The sequence below is a fragment of the Nocardioides epinepheli genome, from assembly GCF_037936805.1.
Lineage (GTDB): Bacteria > Actinomycetota > Actinomycetes > Propionibacteriales > Nocardioidaceae > Nocardioides.
The window spans coordinates 57,528-78,146 of the sequence record NZ_JBBMMC010000001.1 but is presented as its reverse complement, the minus strand read 5'-3'; the positions used below and the strand labels follow the sequence as shown (position 1 = coordinate 78,146).

Sequence of the window (20,619 nt, the reverse complement as noted above, 5' to 3'; positions counted from 1 at the left end):
TCTCCGGCGGATAGCCGAAGCGCACCCGGTGCTCGGCGAACTCGTCCTCGTCGTCGACGAACACCTCGCCGTCGGCGGCCTTGACGACGTCGAGATCCAGGTCGACCGCGTGGCAGACGGCCACACCGTCGGCGACCGACCAGTACGGCACCGTGGTCATGTCGACGTAGGTCGCCACCTTCCAGCCCGGCGCGTGGAAGGTCGCCAGCCACGCCTGGTCGGGCGGGACCAGAGTCACCTGGTCGGTCACCGTGACGAAGCGGGCCGCCGGCCGAACCATCACGGTGCCTGCCGGGATGCCGACCCACTCCCCGTGCGGGTCGGACCCGAGGTAGCGCGCATCGAACGCCCAGTGCGGCCGCTCGCCCCACTTGGTCATCTGCATCCGGACCCGGTCGCCGGGACGTCGGCTCACGGCCGGGCCCGCCGTGCGGCGCGGGCGACGACGTCCTGGTAGCGGGCACCGGTCCACTTGGCGAGGTGGTGCAGCGCGTGGGCGTCGGCGCCGACCAGCACCCGGGGACGGTTGCGCTCGATGCCGCGCACGATGATCTCCGCGGCCCGCTCCGGCGTCATCCGGGCCATCGTGGTGTCGAAGCGCTCCACGCTCTCGTCGCGTTCGCTGGGGTCGGCGAACCTTCCGTTGCGCGCGATCGCGGTCTTGATCCCACCGGGATGCACAGCGGTGACGCCGACCGGGTGGCCGGCGACCAGCATCTCCTCGCGCAGCGCCTCGGTGAGCCCGCGCACGGCGTACTTGGTGGCGTTGTACATCGACTGGCTCGGCATGGAGATCAGCCCGAACAGCGAGGACAGGTTCACCACGTGGCCCTCGCCGCTGGCGATGAGGTGGGGGAGGAACGCCTTGGTGCCGTGGATGACGCCCCACAGGTTCACCCCGACGATCCAGTCGATGTCGTCGTAGTCGAGGTCGACCAGGTCGCCGGTGAGCGACACGCCCGCGTTGTTGACCAGCACGTTGACCCGGCCGAAGTGGGTGACCACCGCCTCGGCGTAGTCGGTGACCGCCGCACGATCGGCGACGTCGAGTGCGTCGGTACGAGGGGTGGGGGCGCCGGTGACGGTGACCAGCCGGGCGGTCTCGGCCAGGCCCGCCTCGTCGACGTCGGAGAGCGCGAGCTGCGCGCCTCTGGCCGCGCAGGTGAGCGCCAGTGCCCGCCCGATGCCGGACCCTGCTCCGGTGACGACGACGACCTTCCCACGCAGCGATCTCATCCGGCGACGGTATCGGGCCGGTCGAGCTCGTTCCTCGCTCGTCCCGCGTGCTCAACCTCCGGAGAGGTCGTACAGCGTCACACCGTCGACGACGGTCGGCGAGAAGTGGGACCTGACCCACGAGGTGATCTCGACCCGCTGGCTGGCGAGGTCGCCGGCGGAGGTCGCGTGGGAGCCACCGCCGTCGGCGATGAAGTAGTGGATCCGGTGGGCGGCGACGTCGGCCTGGAACTGCGCGAGCGTCGGGCTGGGGTCGGTCCCGTTGAAGCCGCCGATCGCCATGACCGGCGATCCGGTGGCCAGCTGGAAGCCGGCGGCGGAGTTGGACCCGACGATCGCGGCGACCCAGGTGTAGTCCTGGGCGTCTGTCCTCAGAAGCGACGTCAGGGCGGGTGTCGGCTCGGACCCCCACAGCAGCCCGCCGACTGCGCGGCTGTGGCCGAACAGGCCGGAGAACGCGGGGAGCGGGGGACCTGCACCCCGCTGCGGGATCGGACCCGAGGTGGGGATGGCGCCTCCGTGGGGTGTGGCGGCGGTGTCCACGGCGTAGGCCGTCGGTCCGGCGAGGACGACGGCGAGGGCCAGTCCCGCGAGGCTCAGACCCGCGACCTTGGAGCGAATCTCGAACCCGGCCAGGACGACCACGACGGCGCCGACGGCCAGGATCGTCCACCGCAGCCACGGGAGCCAGTCCGGAGTGCGGCTCAACAGCGCGACCGACCAGATCACGGTGACGACGAGGACGGTCCAGCCGACGACCCGTGCCCGGGCCGTCCTACGGTGCTGCCACAGCAGCCACCCGCCCAGGCCCACGCAGCCGGCGATCGCCGGGGCGATCGCCACGGTGTAGTAGGCGTGGTAGATCCCGGCCATCAGGCTGAACGTCACCGCCGCGCCGAGCAGCCACCCCAGCATCACGGAGGTCGCGATCCGCACCGTGCGCGCGCCCAGCCACAGCGCGGTGATCCCCAGGATCAGCCCGGCGACCAGCAACCACGAGACCTCGCCCCCGTTCCTGGCGCCGAACATCCGCACCACCCCCGTGGCGCCCCACCCATGGCCGGCGCTCACCGACCCGGTCTCGTCGCCGGTGAGCCGGCCGAAGCCGTTGTAGCCGAAGGTGAGCTCGAGGAAGTCGTTGTTCTGGGAGCCGCCGATGTAGGGGCGCGAGTCGGCCGGCCACAGCTCGACCAGTGCGACCCACCAGCCGCCGGCCACCGCCATCGCGCCGAACGCCGCCAGCAGATGTGCGACGCGCCGCCGCCAGGTCCCGGCGGCGAAGCAGGCGTAGGTCAGCGCGAAGGCCGGCAGCACGACGAAGACCTCGAGGGTCTTGGTCAGGAAGGCCAGACCGAGAAGGGCGCCAGCGAGGGTGAGCCACCACAGTGCTCGGGCCGACCCCTCGAGCGAGCGGAGGACGGCGTACGCGGCGCCGGTCAGCAGCAGGGTCAGGAGGGCATCGGGGTTGTTGTACCGGAACATCAAGACCGCGACCGGGGTGAGCGCGAGGACGAGTCCGGCGAGCAGCCCCGCCCACGCATTGCCGGTGGCGCGCCGCACGAACGCCGTCAGGAGCGCCACCGAGGCGACCCCCATCAGGGCCTGGGGGATCAGGATGCTCCACGCAGAGAGACCGAAGATCCGGACCGAGAGGACCATCGGCCACAGCGCCAGCGGCGGCTTGTCGACGGTGATCGAGCCGGCGGCGTCCGAGGCGCCGAACAAGAACGCCTTCCACGACTGCGACCCGGCCTGTACCGCCGCCGAGTAGAACGGGTTCGCCCATCCCGAGGCGCCCAGGTCGACGAGATAGAGCGCCGCGGTGCCCCCGAGGAGGACGAGCAGTGCCATGCGCTCGCGCGACCACTCGCGCCTGGGGGCCGGCGGGTCGGGCTGCGCGGTCGTCGGCACCCGGTCCCGCACGATCGTGACCATGCGACCACGATCCGCGTCCTCGCTGAACGCACGATGGACGCAGCCTGTACGTCGGCTGAGACTGCGTCAGCGGTTCGAGATCAGCGGCTGACGACGTCGGCCAACTGGTCCAGCCCCCAGTTGAGGTCGTCCTCGGAGATCACCAGGGGCGGGGCGAGCCGGATGGTGGACCCGTGGGTGTCCTTGGCCAGCACGCCGCGCTCCATCAGCGCCTCGCACACCTCGCGCCCGGTGCCGACCGCCGGGTCGATGTCGACGCCGGCCCACAGGCCGCGTACGCGCACGCCGACGACGCCGTGGCCGACCATCGCCTCCAGGCGCTCGCGAAGCAGCGCCTCGAGGTCGGCGGCGCGGCGCTGGAAGTCGCCGGTGGCGAGCAGGTCGACCACGGTCGCGCCGACCGCGCAGGCCAGCGGGTTCCCGCCGAAGGTCGAGCCGTGCTGGCCGGGCTTGAGGACGCCGAGCACGTTGGCGTCGGCCACCACCGCCGAGACCGGGACGAGCCCGCCGCCGAGCGCCTTGCCGAGCACGTAGAGGTCCGGGACGACGTCCTCGTGGTCGCAGGCGAAGGTGCGGCCGGTGCGCCCGAGACCGGCCTGGATCTCGTCGGCGGCGAAGAGCACGTTCTCCCGGGCGGTGATCTCGCGGACGCCGCGCAGGTAGCCGTCAGGGGGGATCACCACGCCGCCCTCGCCCTGGATCGGCTCGATGAGGACGCCCACGGTGTGGGGCGTGATCGCGGCCTCGAGGGCGGTCAGATCGCCGTAGGGGACGGTGACGAAGCCCGGCGTGAACGGGCCGAAGCCGTCGCGGGCATCGGAGTCGTCGGAGAAGCCGACGATGGTGGTGGTGCGGCCGTGGAAGTTGCCGGCGGCCACGATGATCTCCGCGCTGTCGGCGGGGACGCCCTTGACCTCGTAGCCCCACTTGCGCATGACCTTGATGGCGGTCTCGACCGCCTCGGCGCCGGTGTTCATCGGCAGCACCAGCTCCTTGCCGCACAGGTCGCCGAGCTTGGCGGTGAAGTCGGCGAACCTGTCGTGCACGAATGCCCGGCTGGTGAGGGTGAGCTGGTCGAGCTGCTCGTGGGCGGCCGCGACCAGCACCGGGTGGGAGTGGCCGAAGTTGAGCGCGGAGTAGCCGGCGAGCAGGTCGAGGTAGCGGCGTCCGTCGACGTCGGTCATCCAGGCGCCCTCGGCATGGGCGACCACGACCGGCAGCGGGTGGTAGTTGTGCGCGGTCCGCGCCTCGGCGCGGGTCACCTCGGCCTCGTTGGTACCGGTCTGCGCGGTACCGGTCTGCTCGGTCAGGGACGCACTCATCGTTCGGCCTCGTCTCGTCTGGTTCCACCCCGGAAGGGCTTGTTCCAAGATTGTCAGACAATTCCTGCTCGAACAAACTCGGCCAGGGCCGCGATGCACTCAACCTCGCCGGACGGTGCCGCGTAGAGATCGGGTGAGAGAGTGCCACGAGGCGAGAGGTCGACCATGAGTTCGGGCAGGAGATCGGGGAGTCGGTCCAGTCGAGACCAGGAGTTCGAGGAGTTCGTCCTCGGCGCCTGGCCGCGGCTGCGGCGAGCGGCGTACCTGTTGGCGCACAACACCCACGACGCGGAGGACCTGGTCCAGACCGCGCTGACACGCAGCTATGCGCGCTGGTCGAGCGTCCAGCGCGAGGGCGCCTACGCCTACGTGCACCGCGCCCTGGTCAACGCCTACATCGACTCCACCCGGCGCAAGCGACCGGTGCCGGTCGAGCAGGTGCCCGAGCGCGGGACTCGCAGCGATCCGGACATCGAGGATCGCAGCGAGCTGGTCGAGCTGCTGGCTCCGCTGACGCCGCGGGAGCGGTCGATCCTCGTCCTTCGCTACTACCTCGACACCCCGGAGAAGGAGGTCGCCGAACGTCTCGGCGTCGCCCCCGGGACCATCCGCAGTACCGCATCGCGTGCCTTGGCTCGGCTGCGCGCCGACCACGAGAGGAACAACCGATGAACACCCCCGAAGACCGCCAGCTCCTTGCTCTCGTCGAGGCCGACGACGCCCATGTGCCGCCGCCGGACCTGGCCGCCCTCCGGGCGGGCGGGCAGCGCCTGGTGCGCCGGCGCCGCACGATGATCGGTGCCGGGGTGGCCGCCGCCGCGTTGGCGGTCGTGATCCCCACGACGATCGTCGCGACGTCGGGCGACGACCCCAAGTCCGACCCGCACACGCCGGTCGCCACCGACCAGTCGAGCCCGCCGACCGACCCGACGACGCCGCCTGCCGACCCGGCAACGACGAAGCCGTCCTGGCCGGAGGAGACGACCGTGCCCCTGCCGAACGGGGACAACGCCGCAGTCGTCATCGAGGACGGCGAGATCCTCGGTGAGGTCGTGAAGATCGGCACCTGGAACGGCTACGACGAGGTGATCTACGCCGCCCGTCGGCAGAACCCCGGCGTCAAGCAGCCGACGACCTACGTCGCCGACGCGATCCGGGTCGGCGACCAGCTCATGCAGGTCAGCTACCCGATGGAGGTCGGCAAGGACGAGGGCGTCTGGATGCAGGGCGGGGAGGACCGGCGCTCGATCAGCGCTCCGGAGGACCCCGGCTACCGTCTGCTCGGCATCGCGTCGGGTGAGCGCGACGTGACGGTCTCGCTCGACGGCGGCCCGAGCAAGGCGCCGACCGTGAGCAGCACCGACGTCCTTCCCGGGATCACCGTCTTCGTCGTCTCGGGTCCGTGGCAGGACGGCTGGGACCCGCTCCAGGCGGCACCGATCGTGGTCACCGTCGACGGCAAGGACTACGACGCGCGCAAGGTGAGCGTCATCTCGTGACGCACCACTGACCCCCGTCCTGCCCCGAGCCGAGCCGAGTGGCGGCGGGGCAGGACGGGTCCCGACGTCCGCGGGCTCACCCCAGCCGGACGTCGATGCGGGTGTCGCCCGGGACGCTGGCGAGCGCCACCGTGCCGCCGTGCGCGGTCACGATCGCGTCGACCAGCGCCAGGCCGAGCCCCACCCCACCCTCGCGCTGGCGGGCGGCGTCGGCTCGGGCGAAGCGCTCGAAGGCATGCGGCAGGAGCTCTGGTGGGAAGCCCGGTCCGTCGTCGTGGACGGTGAACCCGTCGGGCCGGGCGGTGAGCGTCACCGTGGTGCCGGCGGGGGTGTACTTGCGGGCGTTGGTGAGCAGGTTGGTCAGCACCTGGTGCAGGCGATGCTCGTCGCCGGTGACCTCGACCGCCTCCTCGGGCAGCTCGAGCCGCCAGCGGTGCTGCGGCGCCACCACCCGCGCGTCGGCCACGGCCTCGAGCAGCAGCCGGGTCAGGTCGACCGGCCCCCGCTCCAACGGCCGGCCGGAGTCGAGCCGCGCCAGGAGCAGCAGGTCCTCGACCAGCGCGGTCATCCGCTGCGACTCGTCCTCCACCTTGGCCAGTGCGGTGGCTGCCACCGCGGGGTCGTCGGGGCGGCGACGGGCCAGCTCGGTGTAGCCGGCGATCGTGGTCAGCGGGGTGCGCAGCTCGTGGGAGGCATCGGCCACGAACTGCCGCACTCGCTGCTCGCTGGCGTGCCGGGCATCCAGCGAGGTCTCCACGTGCGCGAGCAGCGTGTTGAGGGCGAGGCCCACCTGCCCGACCTCGGTGTGTTCGTCGGTCAGGTGCGCGGGCACCCGCTCGGTCACCCCGATCTCGCCGGAGTCGAGCGGCAGGGCGGCGACGTTGTGCGCGGTCGAGGCCACCTCGGTGAGGGGGCGGAGCTGGCGGCGGACCAGCCAGAACCCGGCGGCCGCCGCCAGGGCCCCCCCGAGGACGATCAGGAGGGCCTCGCCCCACAGCAGCGTCTCCACTGCCTCGTCGACCTCGTGCGACGGCAGTCCGGTGACCACCACGGTGCCGTCCGGAGCAGTGGAGGCCACGACGCGATACGAGCCCAGACCGGGCAGGTCGACGCCACGGACCCGGCCGTCGTCGGGGACCGTGCCGAGCACGGTGATGACGGCATCGGAGGGACGCACCTGGGCGAGGAATCCGCCCGAGCGCTCCTCGAGGACGAGCGCCTGCGACTCCTGCCCGTCGACGAACTCCGCACTGACCGTGCCGATCTCCTGGCCCGCCCAGGCCCCCGGGCCGCGACCGTCGGAATGGCCGAAGTCGGGCCCGTCGCCGCGCGGTCCGCCGGCCCGGTCCGCGGCGGAGACGAGATCCCGGTCGAGCTGGTGGGTCAGGTAGGCGCGCATCGTGAGGGCGGTGGCCGCGCCGGCCAGGACCGAGACCACGACGACGAGGGTGACGGCGACCAGCACCAACCGGGCCGTCAGCGTCGTGGGCCGCCTCACGGGCCGGCCGCCGGCTTGAGGACGTAGCCGGCGCCGCGCATGGTGTGGATCATCGGCTCGCGTCCGGCGTCGACCTTCTTGCGCAGGTAGGAGATGTAGAGCTCGACGACGTTGGCCTGGCCACCGAAGTCGTAGTTCCACACCCGGTCGAGGATCTGCGCCTTGCTCAGCACCCGCCTGGGATTGCGCATCAGGTAGCGCAGCAGCTCGAACTCGGTGGCGGTGAGGGTGATCTCGGTGCCGGCGCGGACCACCTCGTGACTGTCCTCGTCCAGCGTCAGGTCGCCGACGGTGAGCACCGACGAGGTCGCGGCCTGCTGGGCGCCCGCCCGGCGCATCAGCGCCCGCAGCCGCGCGACGACCTCCTCCAGCGAGAAGGGCTTGGTGACGTAGTCGTCGCCGCCGGCGGTGAGGCCGGCGATCCGGTCCTCCACCGCGTCGCGGGCGGTGAGGAAGAGCACCGGGACGTCGGGGTGGCTGGCCCGCATCCGCCGCAGGACCTCGAGTCCGTCGAAGTCGGGCAGCATCATGTCGAGCACGACGGCGTCCGGGGCGAGCGTCCTGGCCGCGGCGACCGCCTTGGTGCCGGTGTGAGCGGTCTCGACCACCCATCCCTCGTAGCGCAGCGCCATCGAGATCAGCTCGGCGATGTTCACCTCGTCGTCGACGACGAGGACGCGCACCGGGGTCCCGTCGGGGCGGGTCAGCTGGGCCGGGGGAGTGGTAGGCACGAGTCCACTGTGCTGGGGCCGCCTGTGCGTTCCCTGTGAGGATCCGGTGAGTCTGCTCACCGAGCCGCCGACTCGGCGCGGTAGCGACTCGGTGGCAGGCCCACCAGGGCGGTGAAGTCGCGGCCGAAGTGCGCCTGGTCGTACCAGCCGTGGGCGGCGGCGAGGTCGGCCAGCGAGCCGTCGTAGCCGTCGTCGAGAGCCGCTACGACGTCGTGCATCCGGTACCGGGCGAGCACCCACTTGGGCGCCACTCCGACGTAGCGTGCGAAGAGCCGCTCCAAGCGCCGGCGGAGGATCGCGTGGCGCTCGACGACGTCGCTCACCCGGAGCAGCGAGCGGTCGGCGAGCATGTCGGCCACCACCGCGAGCACCAGGTCGTAGTCGGCATCGGGTGCGTCGGTGACCAGCGCCGCGACGGCGGCGTCGGCCGCCTCCGCGGCAGCGGCGACGGGGGTGCCGGCCGGGATGTCGCGCAGGACGTCGACGACGTGGGCCGGCAGCAGCTCGCCGGCCGGGACGGTGCGGTCGGCGAGGGTCGCGGCGTCGACGTCGGCGAGCGTGGCCAGGCCGCCGGGCCGGAACTTCACTCCGAGCACCCAGCCACTGCGCGACAGCTCGACGTCGAACCGGCGCGTCACCACGCCGGTGACGACCACGCGGTCGGCGCCGACGCCGCGTCGCGGCTGACCGAGCTCGAGACTGAGGGTGCAGGCCGGGTGCGGCAGGGTCTGGCTGGAGAAGACGGCGTCGTCGGGGAGATCCCACCGCAGCACCCAGTGGTTCTCGACCCAGTGCGCGATCCCGGGAGCGCAGGCCACCCGCTCGACCGTGGCGTGCCGTGCCAGCTCGCCGGGGCGCAGGATGCCGGCACCTGTCGAGGTGGGCGCCGGTGTCGCACTTCTCCTAGTCGGCACGCCCAGATCCTAGGGAGGATGGAGCCATGAGTGATCCGGCTACCGAGTCAGCTGCTGTGCCCGTGTTGAAGATGACGACGATCGACTGCGCCGATGTCCGCGCCGAGGCCGCGTTCTGGTCCCAGCTGCTCGGCTGGGACGTCACGGTCGTCGAGGACGAGTACGCGATGCTGGCCGGCCCGGCCGGCTCGATCCTGGGCTTCGGCCTCGTGCCCGACTACCAGCCGCCGACCTGGCCGAACGAGGGCACCAAGCAGTTCCACTTCGACCTGGCGTGTGAGGACCTCCCGGCCGCCGAGGCCCGGGCGATCGAGTTGGGGGCCACCCTGGCCGAGCCGCAGTTCGGCGAGACCTGGCGGGTGCTCCTCGACCCCGCCGGGCACCCGTTCTGTCTCACCGACGCCGCCAACTGGTAGCCGCTGCACGCCTCACGCACAGCCTGCGCACAGCCTCCGCGGCGAGGTTGGTGTCATGAGCGAAGAGAACAACCGACCCGACGCCGTCGACGTACCCGAGCCCACCGGCCAGCCCGCGGGCCACTCCGCCGGCCAGTCCACCGGCCAGCCCACGGGGGAGTGGGAGCCGGAGTCCGCGGCCCAGACGACCCAGCAGTCCCCGAAGACCCGGCTGCGCGACCGTGCCTTCGGGATCCGAGGCCTGGCCGCGGTGGCCGTGGCGAGCCTGATCCTCGGTGGCGTCGGCGGTGCGGCGATCGCCGCCGTCGCCGCCGGTGACGGACGGCACGACGGGCCGGGACGCGGCGGTCCGATGGGCATGCACAGGGACGGGCCATCGGGCCAGAACGGACCGGACGAGCGGTTCCGGGGCGCGCCGCCGGGTGGGTTCCCCGGCGGCGAGCTGCCGCCGGCGACCCCACCGGGCGACGAGCAGGGCCCCGGTGCCTCGCAGGCCCCGGGCACGACGACGGCGCCGGATCAGCAGTCCTGAGCTATCGCCTGCCGTACATCACGAGGGCGACGATCGCCGCGATCACCACGATCGCGGCGATCACGGCCGCGGCGATCTTGAGTGCGCTGTAGGGGCGCTCGCCGATGACCTTGCCGGAGTTGGCGTTGACCAGCACCTGGTATGTCTTGCCCTGGTAGACGTAGCTGGCGATCCACAGCGGCATCAGGAGGAGCTTGAACATCGCCTTGGAGTAGGTGACGTCCATGTCGGAGATCCGCTGCTCGTCGCCGCCGATGTCGTGCTCGACGTCGCGCGTGATCACCTCGCGCATGTGTTCGCGCGCCTCGTTCGAGCCGGTCTGCGGGTCGACGTCGTAGCGCACGGCGGAGTAGCCGGTGAGGTACTCGGGCTGATAGGCCTTCGCCTTGCGGAGGTTCCACGGCCCCATCTTCTCGAGCTTGTCGCGCTCGATGTGGTGGCTGGCGACCACGAGGATGTCGTCGAAGGAGCGACCGACGTGCCCCGATGCCGGGCGCCACTTGGTGCGACGCTCCTGGTAGGTCTCGGTCCTGGTGCCGCCCTTGCCGTCGGAGACCTGGCGGGTCTTGGTGACGTAGTAGTAGTCGCCGCGCTGGCCGTCGTAGTCGGTCTCGGTCCGGGCGTCGTAGGTCCAGTACGGCAGATAGGTGCCGCGCAGGCCCTCGGTGGAGCCCACCCTCTTCAGCGAGTTGGGCGCGAAGCGACGCGAGCTGACCCACTCGCGGAAGTTCTCCCGCGCGCCCTTGCCGTCGACCTGGAAGGGGATGACCCCTTCGGGTGTCACCAGGCCCTCCTGGGCCTCGACGGCCACCAGCGCTCCGCTGCAGAACTGGCAGCGGGAGGCCAGGTCGGTGCTCTCGGAGCGGGCGCCGCAGTTGCCGCACTCGAGCTCGACGGCGGCCAGGCTGGCCACCCGCACCCCGCCGTGCTTGGCCACCCAGGCATCCAGCGAGTGCTCGCGGATCTTGGCCTCGGAGACCTCGATCTCCTGGACCGCTCCGCACGAGCCGCACTTGAGCGTGCTGGTGCCGGGGGCATAGGCGATCTGGGCGCCGCAGCTCGGGCAGACGGCGCTCAGCTCGCCGCGGCCGGCCGGCCGAGCCGGAGCCGGGGTGGCATCCGACTGGCCCGACTGGCCCGACTGCTCGCCCGGCTCCGATTGCTCGGCGTGCTGCTCGGTCGCGGCAGCAGGAACCGGCGGGGGGCCGGAGGGGGGACCGGCCGGGGTGCTCCCCGGCAGCGGCGGGGGCGTGGGCTCGGCGCCGGGCAGCGGCGGCGGAACCGTTCCGTCACCAGACATCGCGTGACTCCTCTCAGCCCTGCGGAGGCAGCGGCGGGGGCGTGGCTCCGAACAGCGCTCGGATCTCGGCGATCTCCGAGACCGGCGTCCAGTTGGCCATCCCGTCGCGCCAGGCGAGGGTCTCGCGGGTCACCTCGCCGGAGGTGATCTTCTCCTGCAGCTCCGCGCGCTCCAGCGGGCCGACCTGCTGGCCGCCGATGGCCACGAAGAACGCCGAGGACGACGTCGGCAGCGGCGGGGGCGAGGCCGGTGCGGGCGCAGCCGCGGGCTGCGCGGGAGCCTGCTGCTGCTGTTGCTGCTGCTGGAACGACTGCGCCATCTGCTGTCCCATGGCCATCCCCATGCCGAGGCCCATGCCCTGACCGGCGCCGCCGGGGTTGTTGGCGGCGTCGCCGATCGCCTCGGCGGTCTGGAAGCGGGTGTACTGGTCGAGGTTCCCGAGCACGCCCATCGAGGTGCGCTTGTCGAGGGCCTCCTCCACCTCCTTGGGCATCGAGATGTTCTCGATCACGAACCGCGGGATGGTGATGCCCATCGGCTCGAGCTGCTCGGAGAGGGTGAGCGCGAGCTGGTCGGCGATGCCCTGCTGGTTGGCCGCCAGGTCGAGCATCGGCACATTCGCCTTGGCCAGGGCCGTGCCGACCTGGGACACGATGTTCTGCCGCAGGTACTCCGAGACCTCCTCGGTGCGGAACTGCGGGTCGGTGCCGACCAGCTCCTTGAGCAGCTTGCCGCCGTCGACGATGCGCAGCGAGTAGGTGCCGAAGGCGCGCAGCCGGACCATGCCGAACTCGGCGTCGCGCAGCGTCACCGGGTTCTGGGTGCCCCACTTGAAGTCGGTGTACTGGCGGGTGCCGACGAAGTAGACCTCCGCCTTGAACGGCGAGTCGAAGCCGTACTTCCAGCCCTGGATGGTCGAGAGGATCGGCAGGTTCTTGGTCTCGAGGGTGTAGGTGCCGGGTTCGAAGACGTCGGCGATCTTGCCCTCGCTCACGAAGACCGCGACCTGGCCCTCGCGCACGATCAGCTTGGCGCCGTTCTTGATCTCGTTGTCATGGCGCGGGAACCGCCACACCAACGTGTCGCGACTGTCGTCGAGGAACTCGATGATGTCGATGAACTCGCCGCGGATCGCATCCATCAGGCCCATGGGGGTTCCCTCTCTCGCATTCGTGCCGGCCGGTCCAGTCGCCGGTCGCAGTGGACGGTAGCCGACCTACCCACGGCAACGATGCCCCAACCGCCGTTCTCGCCGCTGGGGAAACCGCTCGACAGACGATCCACCGGGCCGGGCACAATGGCGGCACCATGTCCTCCCCGGCCACGTCCTCATCGGCCTCCTCGCCGGACCCCACCGGTCCCGACCTCGTCATCACCTACCCCGACGACCTGCCGGTCAGCCAGCGCCGCGACGACATCGCCGCGGCCATCCGCGACCACCAGGTCGTGATCGTGGCCGGCGAGACCGGGTCGGGCAAGACCACCCAGCTGCCGAAGATCTGCCTGGAGCTCGGCCGCGGCCCGGGCGGACGCGGAGGACTGATCGGCCACACCCAGCCGCGCCGGATCGCCGCCCGGTCGGTCGCCGAGCGGATCGCCGCCGAGCTGGGGCGGCCGATCGGCGACGCCGGCGCCCAGGACAGTCCGGTGGGCTACCAGGTGCGCTTCACCGACCGGACCACCCGCGCCAGCCGGGTCAAGGTGATGACCGACGGCATCCTGCTCGCCGAGCTGCAGCGCGACCGGATGCTGCGCAAGTACGACACGATCATCATCGACGAGGCCCACGAGCGCAGCCTGAACATCGACTTCCTCCTCGGGTACCTCAAGCGGCTGCTGCCCAAGCGACCCGACCTGAAGGTGATCATCACCTCCGCGACGATCGACGTCGACCGGTTCGCCCGGCACTTCCAGGACCGGAGCGGCACGCCGGCGCCGATCGTCGAGGTCTCGGGCCGGACCTATCCGGTCGAGGTTCGCTACCGCCCGCTGGTCGACCTGCCCGAGGACGACGAGGACGGCGAGCCGATCGTCCGCGACCAGACCGAGGCCATCGTCGCCGCCGTCGGCGAGCTGTCGGCCGAGGGGCCCGGCGACATCCTGGTGTTCCTGCCCGGCGAGCGCGAGATCCGCGACACCGCCGACGCGCTCGCGGGGGCCGTCGCCTCGTCGGCGGAGATCGTGCCGCTCTACTCCCGCCTCTCGGCCGCCGAGCAGCATCGCGTGTTCGCCCCGCACAGCGGACGCCGGATCGTGCTGGCCACCAACGTCGCCGAGACCTCGCTGACCGTGCCCGGCATCCGCTACGTCATCGACACCGGCGTCGCGCGGATCTCGCGGTACTCGGTGCGCACCAAGGTGCAGCGCCTCCCGATCGAGCCGATCAGCCAGGCCTCGGCCAACCAGCGCTCGGGCCGGTGCGGCCGGGTCGCCCCCGGCATCGCGATCCGGCTCTACTCCGAGGAGGACTTCGAGGCGCGCCCGGAGTTCACCGAGCCGGAGATCCTGCGCACCAACCTCGCCTCGGTGATCCTCCAGATGACCTCGCTGGGCCTCGGCGAGGTGGGCCGGTTCCCATTCGTGGAGCCCCCCGACCGCCGCAACGTGCAGGCCGGCGTCCAGCTGCTCGAGGAGCTGGGCGCGCTGGGTCGCCCCGACAAGCACGGCCGCCCCCGCCTGACCGCGATCGGACGCCGTCTGGCGCGGCTGCCCATCGACCCCCGTCTGGCCCGGATGATCCTGGAGGCCGAGCGCCTCGGCTGCCTGCGCGAGGTGATCGTGATCGTCGCCGCGCTGAGCCTGCAGGACCCCCGCGAGCGCCCGGCCGAGCAGCGCGCGCAGGCCGACCAGCAGCATGCCCGGTTCAAGGTCGAGGGCTCGGACTTCCTCGGCTGGCTCGAGCTGTGGCGCTATCTGAGAGCCCAGCAGCGCGAGCTCAGCAGCAGCGCCTTCCGCCGGATGTGCAAGCGGGAGTACCTCAACTACCTGCGGGTGCGCGAGTGGCAGGACTTCGAGTCCCAGCTGCGCCGGGTGTGCAAGGAGATGGGCCTCCACCTCGGTCAGCCCGCCGACGTGCCCGACGCCGACGGCATCCACCAGGCCCTGCTGTCGGGCCTGCTCAGCCACATCGGGCTGCTCGAGGAGCGCGAGCCCGACCGCGGCGCGAAGCCGACCGGGCGACGTCCGATGCGGGAGTACCTCGGCGCCCGGGGCGCCCGGTTCGCGATCTTCCCCGGCAGCGGCCTCGCCCGCCGCAACCCCCCGTTCCTGATGGCCGGCGAGCTGGTGGAGACCGGACGGCTGTGGGCCCGGCAGAACGCCGCGATCCAGCCGGAGTGGGCCGAGCGGCTCGGCGCGCACCTGGTCAAGCGCACCTACTCCGAGCCGCACTGGTCGAAGAAGCGCGCGGCCGTCATGGCCCACGAACGGGTCACGCTCTACGGCGTGCCGCTGGTCGCCGACCGACTCGTGCAGTACGGCTCCATCGACCCCGCCGTCGCACGCGAGCTGTTCATCCGGCACGCCCTGGTCTACGGCGAGTGGTCGACCCGGCAGCGGTTCTTCACCCGCAACCGCGAGCTGCTGGAGGAGGCCACCGAGCTCGAGCACCGAGCGCGGCGCCGCGACATCGTCGTCGACGAACACACCCTGTTCGACTTCTACGACGCCCGGGTCGGGGCCGACGTCGTCAGCGGCGCCCACTTCGACTCGTGGTGGAAGCGCGAGCGGCAGCGCCGGCCCGAGCTGCTCACCTTCGACCTCGACATGCTCACCCACGACACCGCGGACGCCGTCCGCGAGGCCGACTTCCCGACCGCATGGCTCAGCCAGAGCGCGGCCGGTGAGGGGAGCGGCCTGACCTTCCCCATCAGCTACCACTTCGAGCCCGGAGCCGCCGACGACGGCCTCACCATCGAGGTGCCGGTGGCCACGCTCAACCGGGTGGAGGCCGACGACTTCTCCTGGAACGTGCCGGGCCTGCGTGAAGAGTTGGTCACCGCGCTGATCCGCAGTCTGCCGAAGAACCTCCGCGTCTCGCTGGTGCCCGCGCCCGACCGTGCCCGGCGCTTCCTCGCCGAGGTGCCGGCGGGGGAGGAGCCGCTCCTCGACGCGCTCGAACGCTGGGTGCGCGCGACCACCGGCGTCGCCGTCCCGCGCGATGCGTGGGACTGGACCAAGGTCGCCGAGCATCTGCGCCCGACCTATCGCGTCGTCGACGACGCCGGCGCCGAGCAGGCCCGCGGCAAGGACCTCGAGGCGCTCAAGGCCCCGCTGCGCCCGCAGTTCGCCGCGGCGCTCGACGAGGTGGCCCACGACAGCGGGCTGGCCCGCACCGGCGCGACCGAGTGGGTCTTCGGCGCCGTCGAGGAGGCGATCACCGAGCGACGGGCCGGCCATGAGGTCACCGCGCACCCGGCCCTGGTCGACGAGGGGGAGACGGTCGGGCTGGTCGTGGTCGGCTCGGCGGAGGAGGCCGAGGCGCGGCACCGGCTCGGTGTCCGGCGGCTGCTCGCGCTGGCCCTGCCCGATCCGACGGCGCAGGTCCTCGGCGGGCTGACCAACCTCGAGAAGCTCGGCCTGGCCGGCTCGCCATATCCGAGCGTCGCGGACCTGCTCGCCGACGTGCGCACCGCGGTGCTCGCCGATCTCGTCGACGCGCGTGCGCCGGTGCGCGACGAGGCGGCATTCAACGCACTCCTCGCCGCGGCGGCGCCCGACCACGAGGCGGCGGTCCGCGCCACCGTGGGCGACGTCATCGGCGTGCTCGACGGCTGGCGCGAGGCCGACAAGGCGCTCAGCGGTCGGGCCGACATGACGCAGCTGCCGGCGCTGGCCGACATGAAGGCCCAGCTCGGCCGGCTGGTGGGCCCCGGTTTCGTCGGGGAGGCCGGCGCCTCGCGGTTGCGCCGCTACCCGACCTACCTCCGCGCCCTCCAGCTGCGCCGGACGCGGCTGGACGAGGGCGGCGGCGTCGTGCGCGACCGGCAGCACCTCGACCAGGTCACCCCGCTGCAGGAGGCCTACCTGCACCGGGTGGCCGCACTGCCCGAGGGACGGCCGCCCGAGGCGCGACTGCGACAGGTGCGCTGGATGCTGGAGGAGTGGCGGGTCTCGCTGTGGGCCCAGCAACTCGGCACCGACGGCCCGGTGAGCGACCAGCGGATCCGTAAGGTGCTGGGCTGAGCGTGGAGCCTGCGTAGGCTGGTGGGGTGCCCGAATCCGAACCAGGCCCCTCGCGCCGCGCCCACCAGCGGCCGCTGGCGCGGTGGTCTGGCTACTTCGAGGAGTTCGAGGGCGGCGCCGACCCGGCCCTGGTGAGCGAGGCGGCCGACCGCGCCGCGACCCTGCTCGTGCGCGGCGCCCGGGAGACCGACGACGCCGCCGTCACCGAGCGGCTGCTCCACCTCGCCGACGCGGAGGGCATCGAGACCGTGGCAGAGGTCTGGGCCGGGTCTCCGGCGGACTCCCTCGCCGGCTGCCTGTGGCGCCTGTACCTGCTGCGGTCGTGGGTGCACGCCGACCCGCTGCGCGTCGCCCGCGAGTTCGACGCCGGCCGCGGCCGGGCCGAGGTGGCCGAGGTGGTCGCCGGGGTCGCCGACCCGCCGGGCCCCGACGAGCTGCGCGCCATGATCGACGACGTCCTGCGCGGGATCGCCGGCAGCGAGTTCGCCGACGTCCTGCTGCGCGCGGCGGCGTTCGGCAGGGTGATCGCGACCGGCCGGGCCGCACTGGGAGAGGCCGGCGACGCCGAGACCCGCCGGATCGCGGTGTTGGCCGACCAGCTCGAAGCCGCGGCCCACCTCGAGCTCGACGGTCGTCTGGGGAACCACTGATCTGGGGGAATGCCGGAGCGGCGCGTAGAGTTGCTCAGTCGAGCACGCCGGGCTGCGGCAGCCCCGGGTCCCAACATAAGCCGCTACGAGCGGCCACGCGCCGTGAGGCGCTCCCGGTCCGGCGTGCTCGTCACCTGCCTCGGTAGGGTGATCCGACCCACCGAATCTCGAGGAGCCTGATGCGACGACGACGCAGCCGTCGACTCGTGCTCGCCCTGGTGGGGGTCCTGGCGCTCTCGCTGACCGCCGCCTGCGACCAGCAGGACGACGACGAGCCTCCGGCCGGCCAGGTGCAGCTCACGTTCGGCGTCTTCGGGTCCCAGGAGGAGGTCGCCGCCTACCAGCGGGTCGTCGACACCTACAACGCCGCGGCGGAGAGCACCGAGGTCGAGCTGAAGTCGTGGCCCGACAGCGCCTCGCTGGCCGCCTCCCTGGACAACGGCGAGAGTCCGCCCGACATCTTCCTGACCACCCGGCGAGAGCTCGCCGGCATCGTGGCGGACGGGCAGAACGCACCGCTGTTCGACCTGCTCGAAGCACGGGACATCAGCTACGGCGACGGTTACGCCCAGACCGGGATCGAGGCGTTCTCCTCCGACGACGACCTGCAGTGCATGCCGTACTCCGTCTCGCCGATGGTCATCTACTACAACACCGACCTGATCGACTTCGACCGGATGCGCGAGCGGGGCCTGCCTGCCCCCGACGATCGCCTCAAGGGGTGGACCTTCGAGGAGTTCCGGGCGGCAGCCGAGTTCGCGGCACGCCGCCGCGGTGCCACCAAGGGCGTCAGCGTCGAGCCCCGGCTGCGCAGCCTGGCGCCCTTCCTGTATTCCGGTGGGGGCCAGCTCTTCGACGACGACGCGAAGCCGACGTCTCTGGCCCTCTCCTCGAGCTCCACCACCGGTGCGCTGACCACCACCTTGGAGCTGCTGCGCTCGCCGATCACCCTCACCCCCGAGCAGCTCGCCGAGGCCTCACCGCAGGAGTGGTTCGAGCGCGGCAAGCTCGGCATGATCGAGGGCTACCGCTCCCTCACCCCCGAGCTGCGGCGGATCGAGGGCCTGAACTTCGACGTGATGCCGATGCCCAGCCTCGGCACGCCGGCCACGGTCGCCGACATCAGCGGCCTGTGCCTGAGCCCCGGCGACCACGTCCAGCAGGCCGCCGACTTCCTGGTGCACGCGATCTCCGACGAGAGCGTCGCGACCGTGACCGAGGCCGGGAACATCGTGCCGGCCAACGTGACAGCGGCCCGCTCCGAGGCGTTCTTGCAGTCCGGCCAGATGCCCGAGCACGCCGGAGTGTTCAACGCCAGCGTGCTCGACGTCGTCCTGCTGCCGGTGATCGAGGACGGTCCCGAGCTCGAGGAGCTCGTGGCGCCGCTGCTCGACGAGATGCTCAACGGGACCTATCCCGACCTGCCGATGCTCACCAACGAGATCGACGACCTGTCGCGGACGCTGTTGGATCCCGACTACGAGCCGGAGCCGTCCGACTCGCCGTCGTGAGCCGGGTCGTCGGCGTCGAGGATCGCGGTGACGATGATCGGCGCGGTGAGCGCGATCTGCCACGGCCGGGCTCCGAGGGCGGAGAGCTGATCGACGACGCGGTCCAGCAGGTCACCGGGGTCGCGGGTGGCCGGCGGCGCCCACAGGGTCCGCCGGAGCACGTCGGGGGTGAGCAGGTTCTCCACCGGGAGGTTCTGCTCCTCGGCCAGCGCGGTCATGGCGTCGCGGGCCAGCTGCAGCCGGCGTGCCGCGACCGGGTCCTTCTCGGCCCACGCCCGGGCGACCGGAGGCCCCTCGCCGCGCGGTGACCGCGTCGGCAGCTGGTCCTCCTCGAGCGAGGCCGCCCGTTCCAGGGCCTCCACCCAGCGCGCGGCGTAACGGTCGGCCCCACGGCCGTGGAAGCCCTTGAGCGCGGACAGGGCGGCCCGGTCGGTGGGCATCGCGACCGCCGCCGCGACGATCGCGGAGTCGGGGATGATCCGCCCGGGCGTGACGTCGCGGCGCTCGGCGAGCTCGTCGCGGGTCTCCCACAGCTCCTTCACCGCGGCCAGCCCCCGGCGTCCGCGGACTCGGTGCAGGCCGGAGGTGCGACGCCACGCGTCGACGCGGGGGGTGGGCGTGAAGCTGCGCAGCGCGTCGAACTCCTGGCGCGCCCACTCGGCCTTGCCGGACTCCTCCAGCTCGGCGGCGAGGAGGTCGCGCAGCTCCACCAGGACCTCGACGTCGAGCGCCGCGTACTCCAGCCACGACTCGGGCATCGGCCGGGTCGACCAGTCGGCCGCCGAGTGCTCCTTCTTCATCCGGAACCCCAGCAGGGTCTCGACGAGCGTGGCCAGGCCGACCTTCGGATAGCCGAGCAGTCGACCGGCGAGCTCGGTGTCGAAGAGCTCGTCGGGATGCAGCCCGACCTCGGTGAGGCAGGGGAGGTCCTGGGTGGCCGCGTGCAGGATCCACTCGGTGCCTTCCAGCGCCTCGACCAGGGGAGCGAGGGAGTCGAAGGCGATGGGGTCGACCAGACCGGTTCCGCTGCCGGCGCGACGCAGCTGGATGAGGTAGGCGCGCTGGGAGTAGCGGTAGCCCGAGGCGCGCTCGGCGTCGATCGCGACCGGGCCGGTGCCGGCAGCCAGCCTGGCGGCGTACTCCTCGAGCGCCGCCTGGGTGTCGATGAGCTCCGGCAGTCCGTCGGCGAGCGTGAGCAGCTCGGCGGGCTCGGGCTCCGAGACGTCGGCCGGCTCGATCGGCTCGGTGGTCTCGCTCATCGTCCGGGGCTGCCGCGCTGCCCGCGGCGACTGGGCAGGACGGCGACCCCCTCGGGCACCGGCTCGAGACCCGCGGCAGCGCACAGCAGCTCGCCCCAGGCCTCCACGTGCGGGGTGATGTCGAGCTCGCCGGTGGCCTCGTCGGCCAGAGGCGTCCAGGAGGCGCGCACCTCGACCTGGGCGGTGCCGCCGTCGTCGGCCATCGTGCCGAAGCTCTCGGTGACCACCCGGGTGACGGTGCCCGACGCGGCGGTGTGGGCGGCGTCGTGGGCCTCGAGGGCGTCGGTGAGCCAGGACCAGCCCACGTGGGCCAGCATCGGGTCGGCGACCAGCTCGAGCTCCACCTCGGCGCGGCAGTAGGCCACGCAGCGGAAGGTGCCGTCCCAGGCGTCGTTGCCGTCGGGGTCGTGCAGCAGGATCAGGCGGCCCGTGCCGACGTCGGTGCCATCGACCGTGACGTCGGCGGAGAGGGCCGAGGCATAGGGGGCGATCCGCTGGGGGGCGGGCATCTCCTCGCAGAAGACCTCCGGGCGCAGCGGCGCGGCGCGCATCGCCGCGACCGCGGACCGGAATCGGGCCGGCGCGAGATTCGACTCCTGACGCACCACCATAGGGCCACAGTAGGTCCGCCC

General features: G+C 72.3%; 17 protein-coding genes and 1 pseudogene. 7 read left to right on the top strand and 11 right to left on the bottom strand.

Annotation, left to right across the window (positions count from 1 at the left end; all coding sequences use genetic code 11):
• Window positions 1–4: 4 nt before the first annotated feature.
• From WMR31_RS00320 to rocD, 4 genes and pseudogenes are all read right to left on the bottom strand, one after another.
• A pseudogene (locus tag WMR31_RS00320) lies at window positions 5–280 on the bottom strand (DUF402 domain-containing protein); the annotation flags it as partial.
• 131 nt (window positions 281–411) lie between these two features.
• Window positions 412–1,236 carry an SDR family NAD(P)-dependent oxidoreductase gene (locus WMR31_RS00315; RefSeq protein WP_340536756.1) on the bottom strand — a complete coding sequence of 275 codons (825 nt, stop codon included), beginning with the start codon at window positions 1,234–1,236 and terminating at the stop codon, window positions 412–414.
• Window positions 1,237–1,287: 51 nt separating this feature from the next.
• Window positions 1,288–3,171, bottom strand: a complete 1,884-nt coding sequence (locus tag WMR31_RS00310; RefSeq protein WP_340536755.1) for a mannosyltransferase YkcB-related protein — start codon at window positions 3,169–3,171, stop codon at window positions 1,288–1,290.
• 80 nt (window positions 3,172–3,251) lie between these two features.
• Window positions 3,252–4,493 carry an ornithine--oxo-acid transaminase gene (gene rocD / locus WMR31_RS00305; protein WP_340536753.1) on the bottom strand — a complete coding sequence of 414 codons (1,242 nt, stop codon included), beginning with the start codon at window positions 4,491–4,493 and terminating at the stop codon, window positions 3,252–3,254.
• A 165-nt stretch (window positions 4,494–4,658) separates the two neighbouring features.
• Between rocD and WMR31_RS00300 the strand changes: the two genes are divergently transcribed.
• The gene (locus WMR31_RS00300; protein WP_340536752.1) at window positions 4,659–5,165 is read left to right on the top strand and encodes a SigE family RNA polymerase sigma factor; all 507 of its coding nucleotides are present in this window, start codon (window positions 4,659–4,661) and stop codon (window positions 5,163–5,165) included.
• Window positions 5,162–5,992 carry a hypothetical protein gene (locus WMR31_RS00295; RefSeq protein ID WP_340536751.1) on the top strand — a complete coding sequence of 277 codons (831 nt, stop codon included), beginning with the start codon at window positions 5,162–5,164 and terminating at the stop codon, window positions 5,990–5,992. Before WMR31_RS00300 ends, WMR31_RS00295 begins: the two co-directional genes overlap by 4 nt.
• A 76-nt stretch (window positions 5,993–6,068) precedes the next feature.
• Here the strand turns inward: WMR31_RS00295 and WMR31_RS00290 are convergent, their stop codons facing one another.
• The 3 genes from WMR31_RS00290 to WMR31_RS00280 are packed head-to-tail and all read right to left on the bottom strand — an operon-like array spanning window position 6,069 to window position 9,135.
• Entirely contained in the window at window positions 6,069–7,490 is a 1,422-nt protein-coding gene (locus WMR31_RS00290; protein WP_340536749.1) for a sensor histidine kinase, read from the bottom strand.
• Window positions 7,487–8,221 (bottom strand): response regulator transcription factor, encoded by a 735-nt coding sequence (locus WMR31_RS00285; RefSeq protein WP_340536748.1) that lies wholly within the window; start codon window positions 8,219–8,221, stop codon window positions 7,487–7,489. The genes WMR31_RS00290 and WMR31_RS00285 overlap by 4 nt, the downstream gene beginning before the upstream one ends.
• Before the next feature lie 56 nt (window positions 8,222–8,277).
• Window positions 8,278–9,135 carry a helix-turn-helix domain-containing protein gene (locus WMR31_RS00280; RefSeq protein WP_340536747.1) on the bottom strand — a complete coding sequence of 286 codons (858 nt, stop codon included), beginning with the start codon at window positions 9,133–9,135 and terminating at the stop codon, window positions 8,278–8,280.
• A 26-nt stretch (window positions 9,136–9,161) separates the two neighbouring features.
• Here WMR31_RS00280 and WMR31_RS00275 point away from each other — a divergent pair, with 26 nt between their 5' ends.
• Both WMR31_RS00275 and WMR31_RS00270 read left to right on the top strand, forming a co-directional pair.
• Entirely contained in the window at window positions 9,162–9,551 is a 390-nt protein-coding gene (locus tag WMR31_RS00275; protein WP_340536746.1) for a VOC family protein, read from the top strand.
• Between the two features lie 55 nt (window positions 9,552–9,606).
• Window positions 9,607–10,083, top strand: a complete 477-nt coding sequence (locus WMR31_RS00270; protein WP_340536745.1) for a hypothetical protein — start codon at window positions 9,607–9,609, stop codon at window positions 10,081–10,083.
• Between the two features lies 1 nt (window position 10,084).
• Here WMR31_RS00270 and WMR31_RS00265 read toward each other — a convergent pair whose 3' ends face one another.
• Entirely contained in the window at window positions 10,085–11,383 is a 1,299-nt protein-coding gene (locus WMR31_RS00265; protein WP_340536744.1) for a hypothetical protein, read from the bottom strand.
• 13 nt (window positions 11,384–11,396) lie between these two features.
• Window positions 11,397–12,533 carry an SPFH domain-containing protein gene (locus tag WMR31_RS00260; RefSeq protein ID WP_340536743.1) on the bottom strand — a complete coding sequence of 379 codons (1,137 nt, stop codon included), beginning with the start codon at window positions 12,531–12,533 and terminating at the stop codon, window positions 11,397–11,399.
• 158 nt (window positions 12,534–12,691) lie between these two features.
• Between WMR31_RS00260 and hrpA the strand changes: the two genes are divergently transcribed.
• The 3 genes from hrpA to WMR31_RS00245 all read left to right on the top strand — a co-directional run bounded on the left by hrpA (window position 12,692) and on the right by WMR31_RS00245 (window position 18,728).
• Window positions 12,692–16,567 (top strand): ATP-dependent RNA helicase HrpA, encoded by a 3,876-nt coding sequence (hrpA, locus tag WMR31_RS00255; RefSeq protein ID WP_340536742.1) that lies wholly within the window; start codon window positions 12,692–12,694, stop codon window positions 16,565–16,567.
• 26 nt (window positions 16,568–16,593) lie between these two features.
• Window positions 16,594–17,217, top strand: a complete 624-nt coding sequence (locus WMR31_RS00250) for a hypothetical protein (protein ID WP_340536741.1) — start codon at window positions 16,594–16,596, stop codon at window positions 17,215–17,217.
• A 179-nt stretch (window positions 17,218–17,396) separates the two neighbouring features.
• Window positions 17,397–18,728: an ABC transporter substrate-binding protein gene (locus tag WMR31_RS00245; RefSeq protein WP_340536739.1), complete on the top strand. Its 1,332-nt coding sequence runs from the start codon at window positions 17,397–17,399 to the stop codon at window positions 18,726–18,728.
• On the opposite strand, the gene WMR31_RS00240 is transcribed toward WMR31_RS00245, so the two are convergent.
• A complete protein-coding gene (locus WMR31_RS00240) occupies window positions 18,695–19,987 on the bottom strand; it encodes a ribonuclease D (protein WP_340536738.1) in 1,293 nt (430 codons plus the stop codon). The genes WMR31_RS00245 and WMR31_RS00240 overlap by 34 nt on opposite strands.
• A complete protein-coding gene (locus tag WMR31_RS00235) occupies window positions 19,984–20,598 on the bottom strand; it encodes a DUF3000 domain-containing protein (protein ID WP_340536737.1) in 615 nt (204 codons plus the stop codon). Before WMR31_RS00235 ends, WMR31_RS00240 begins: the two co-directional genes overlap by 4 nt.
• Window positions 20,599–20,619 lie beyond the last annotated feature (21 nt).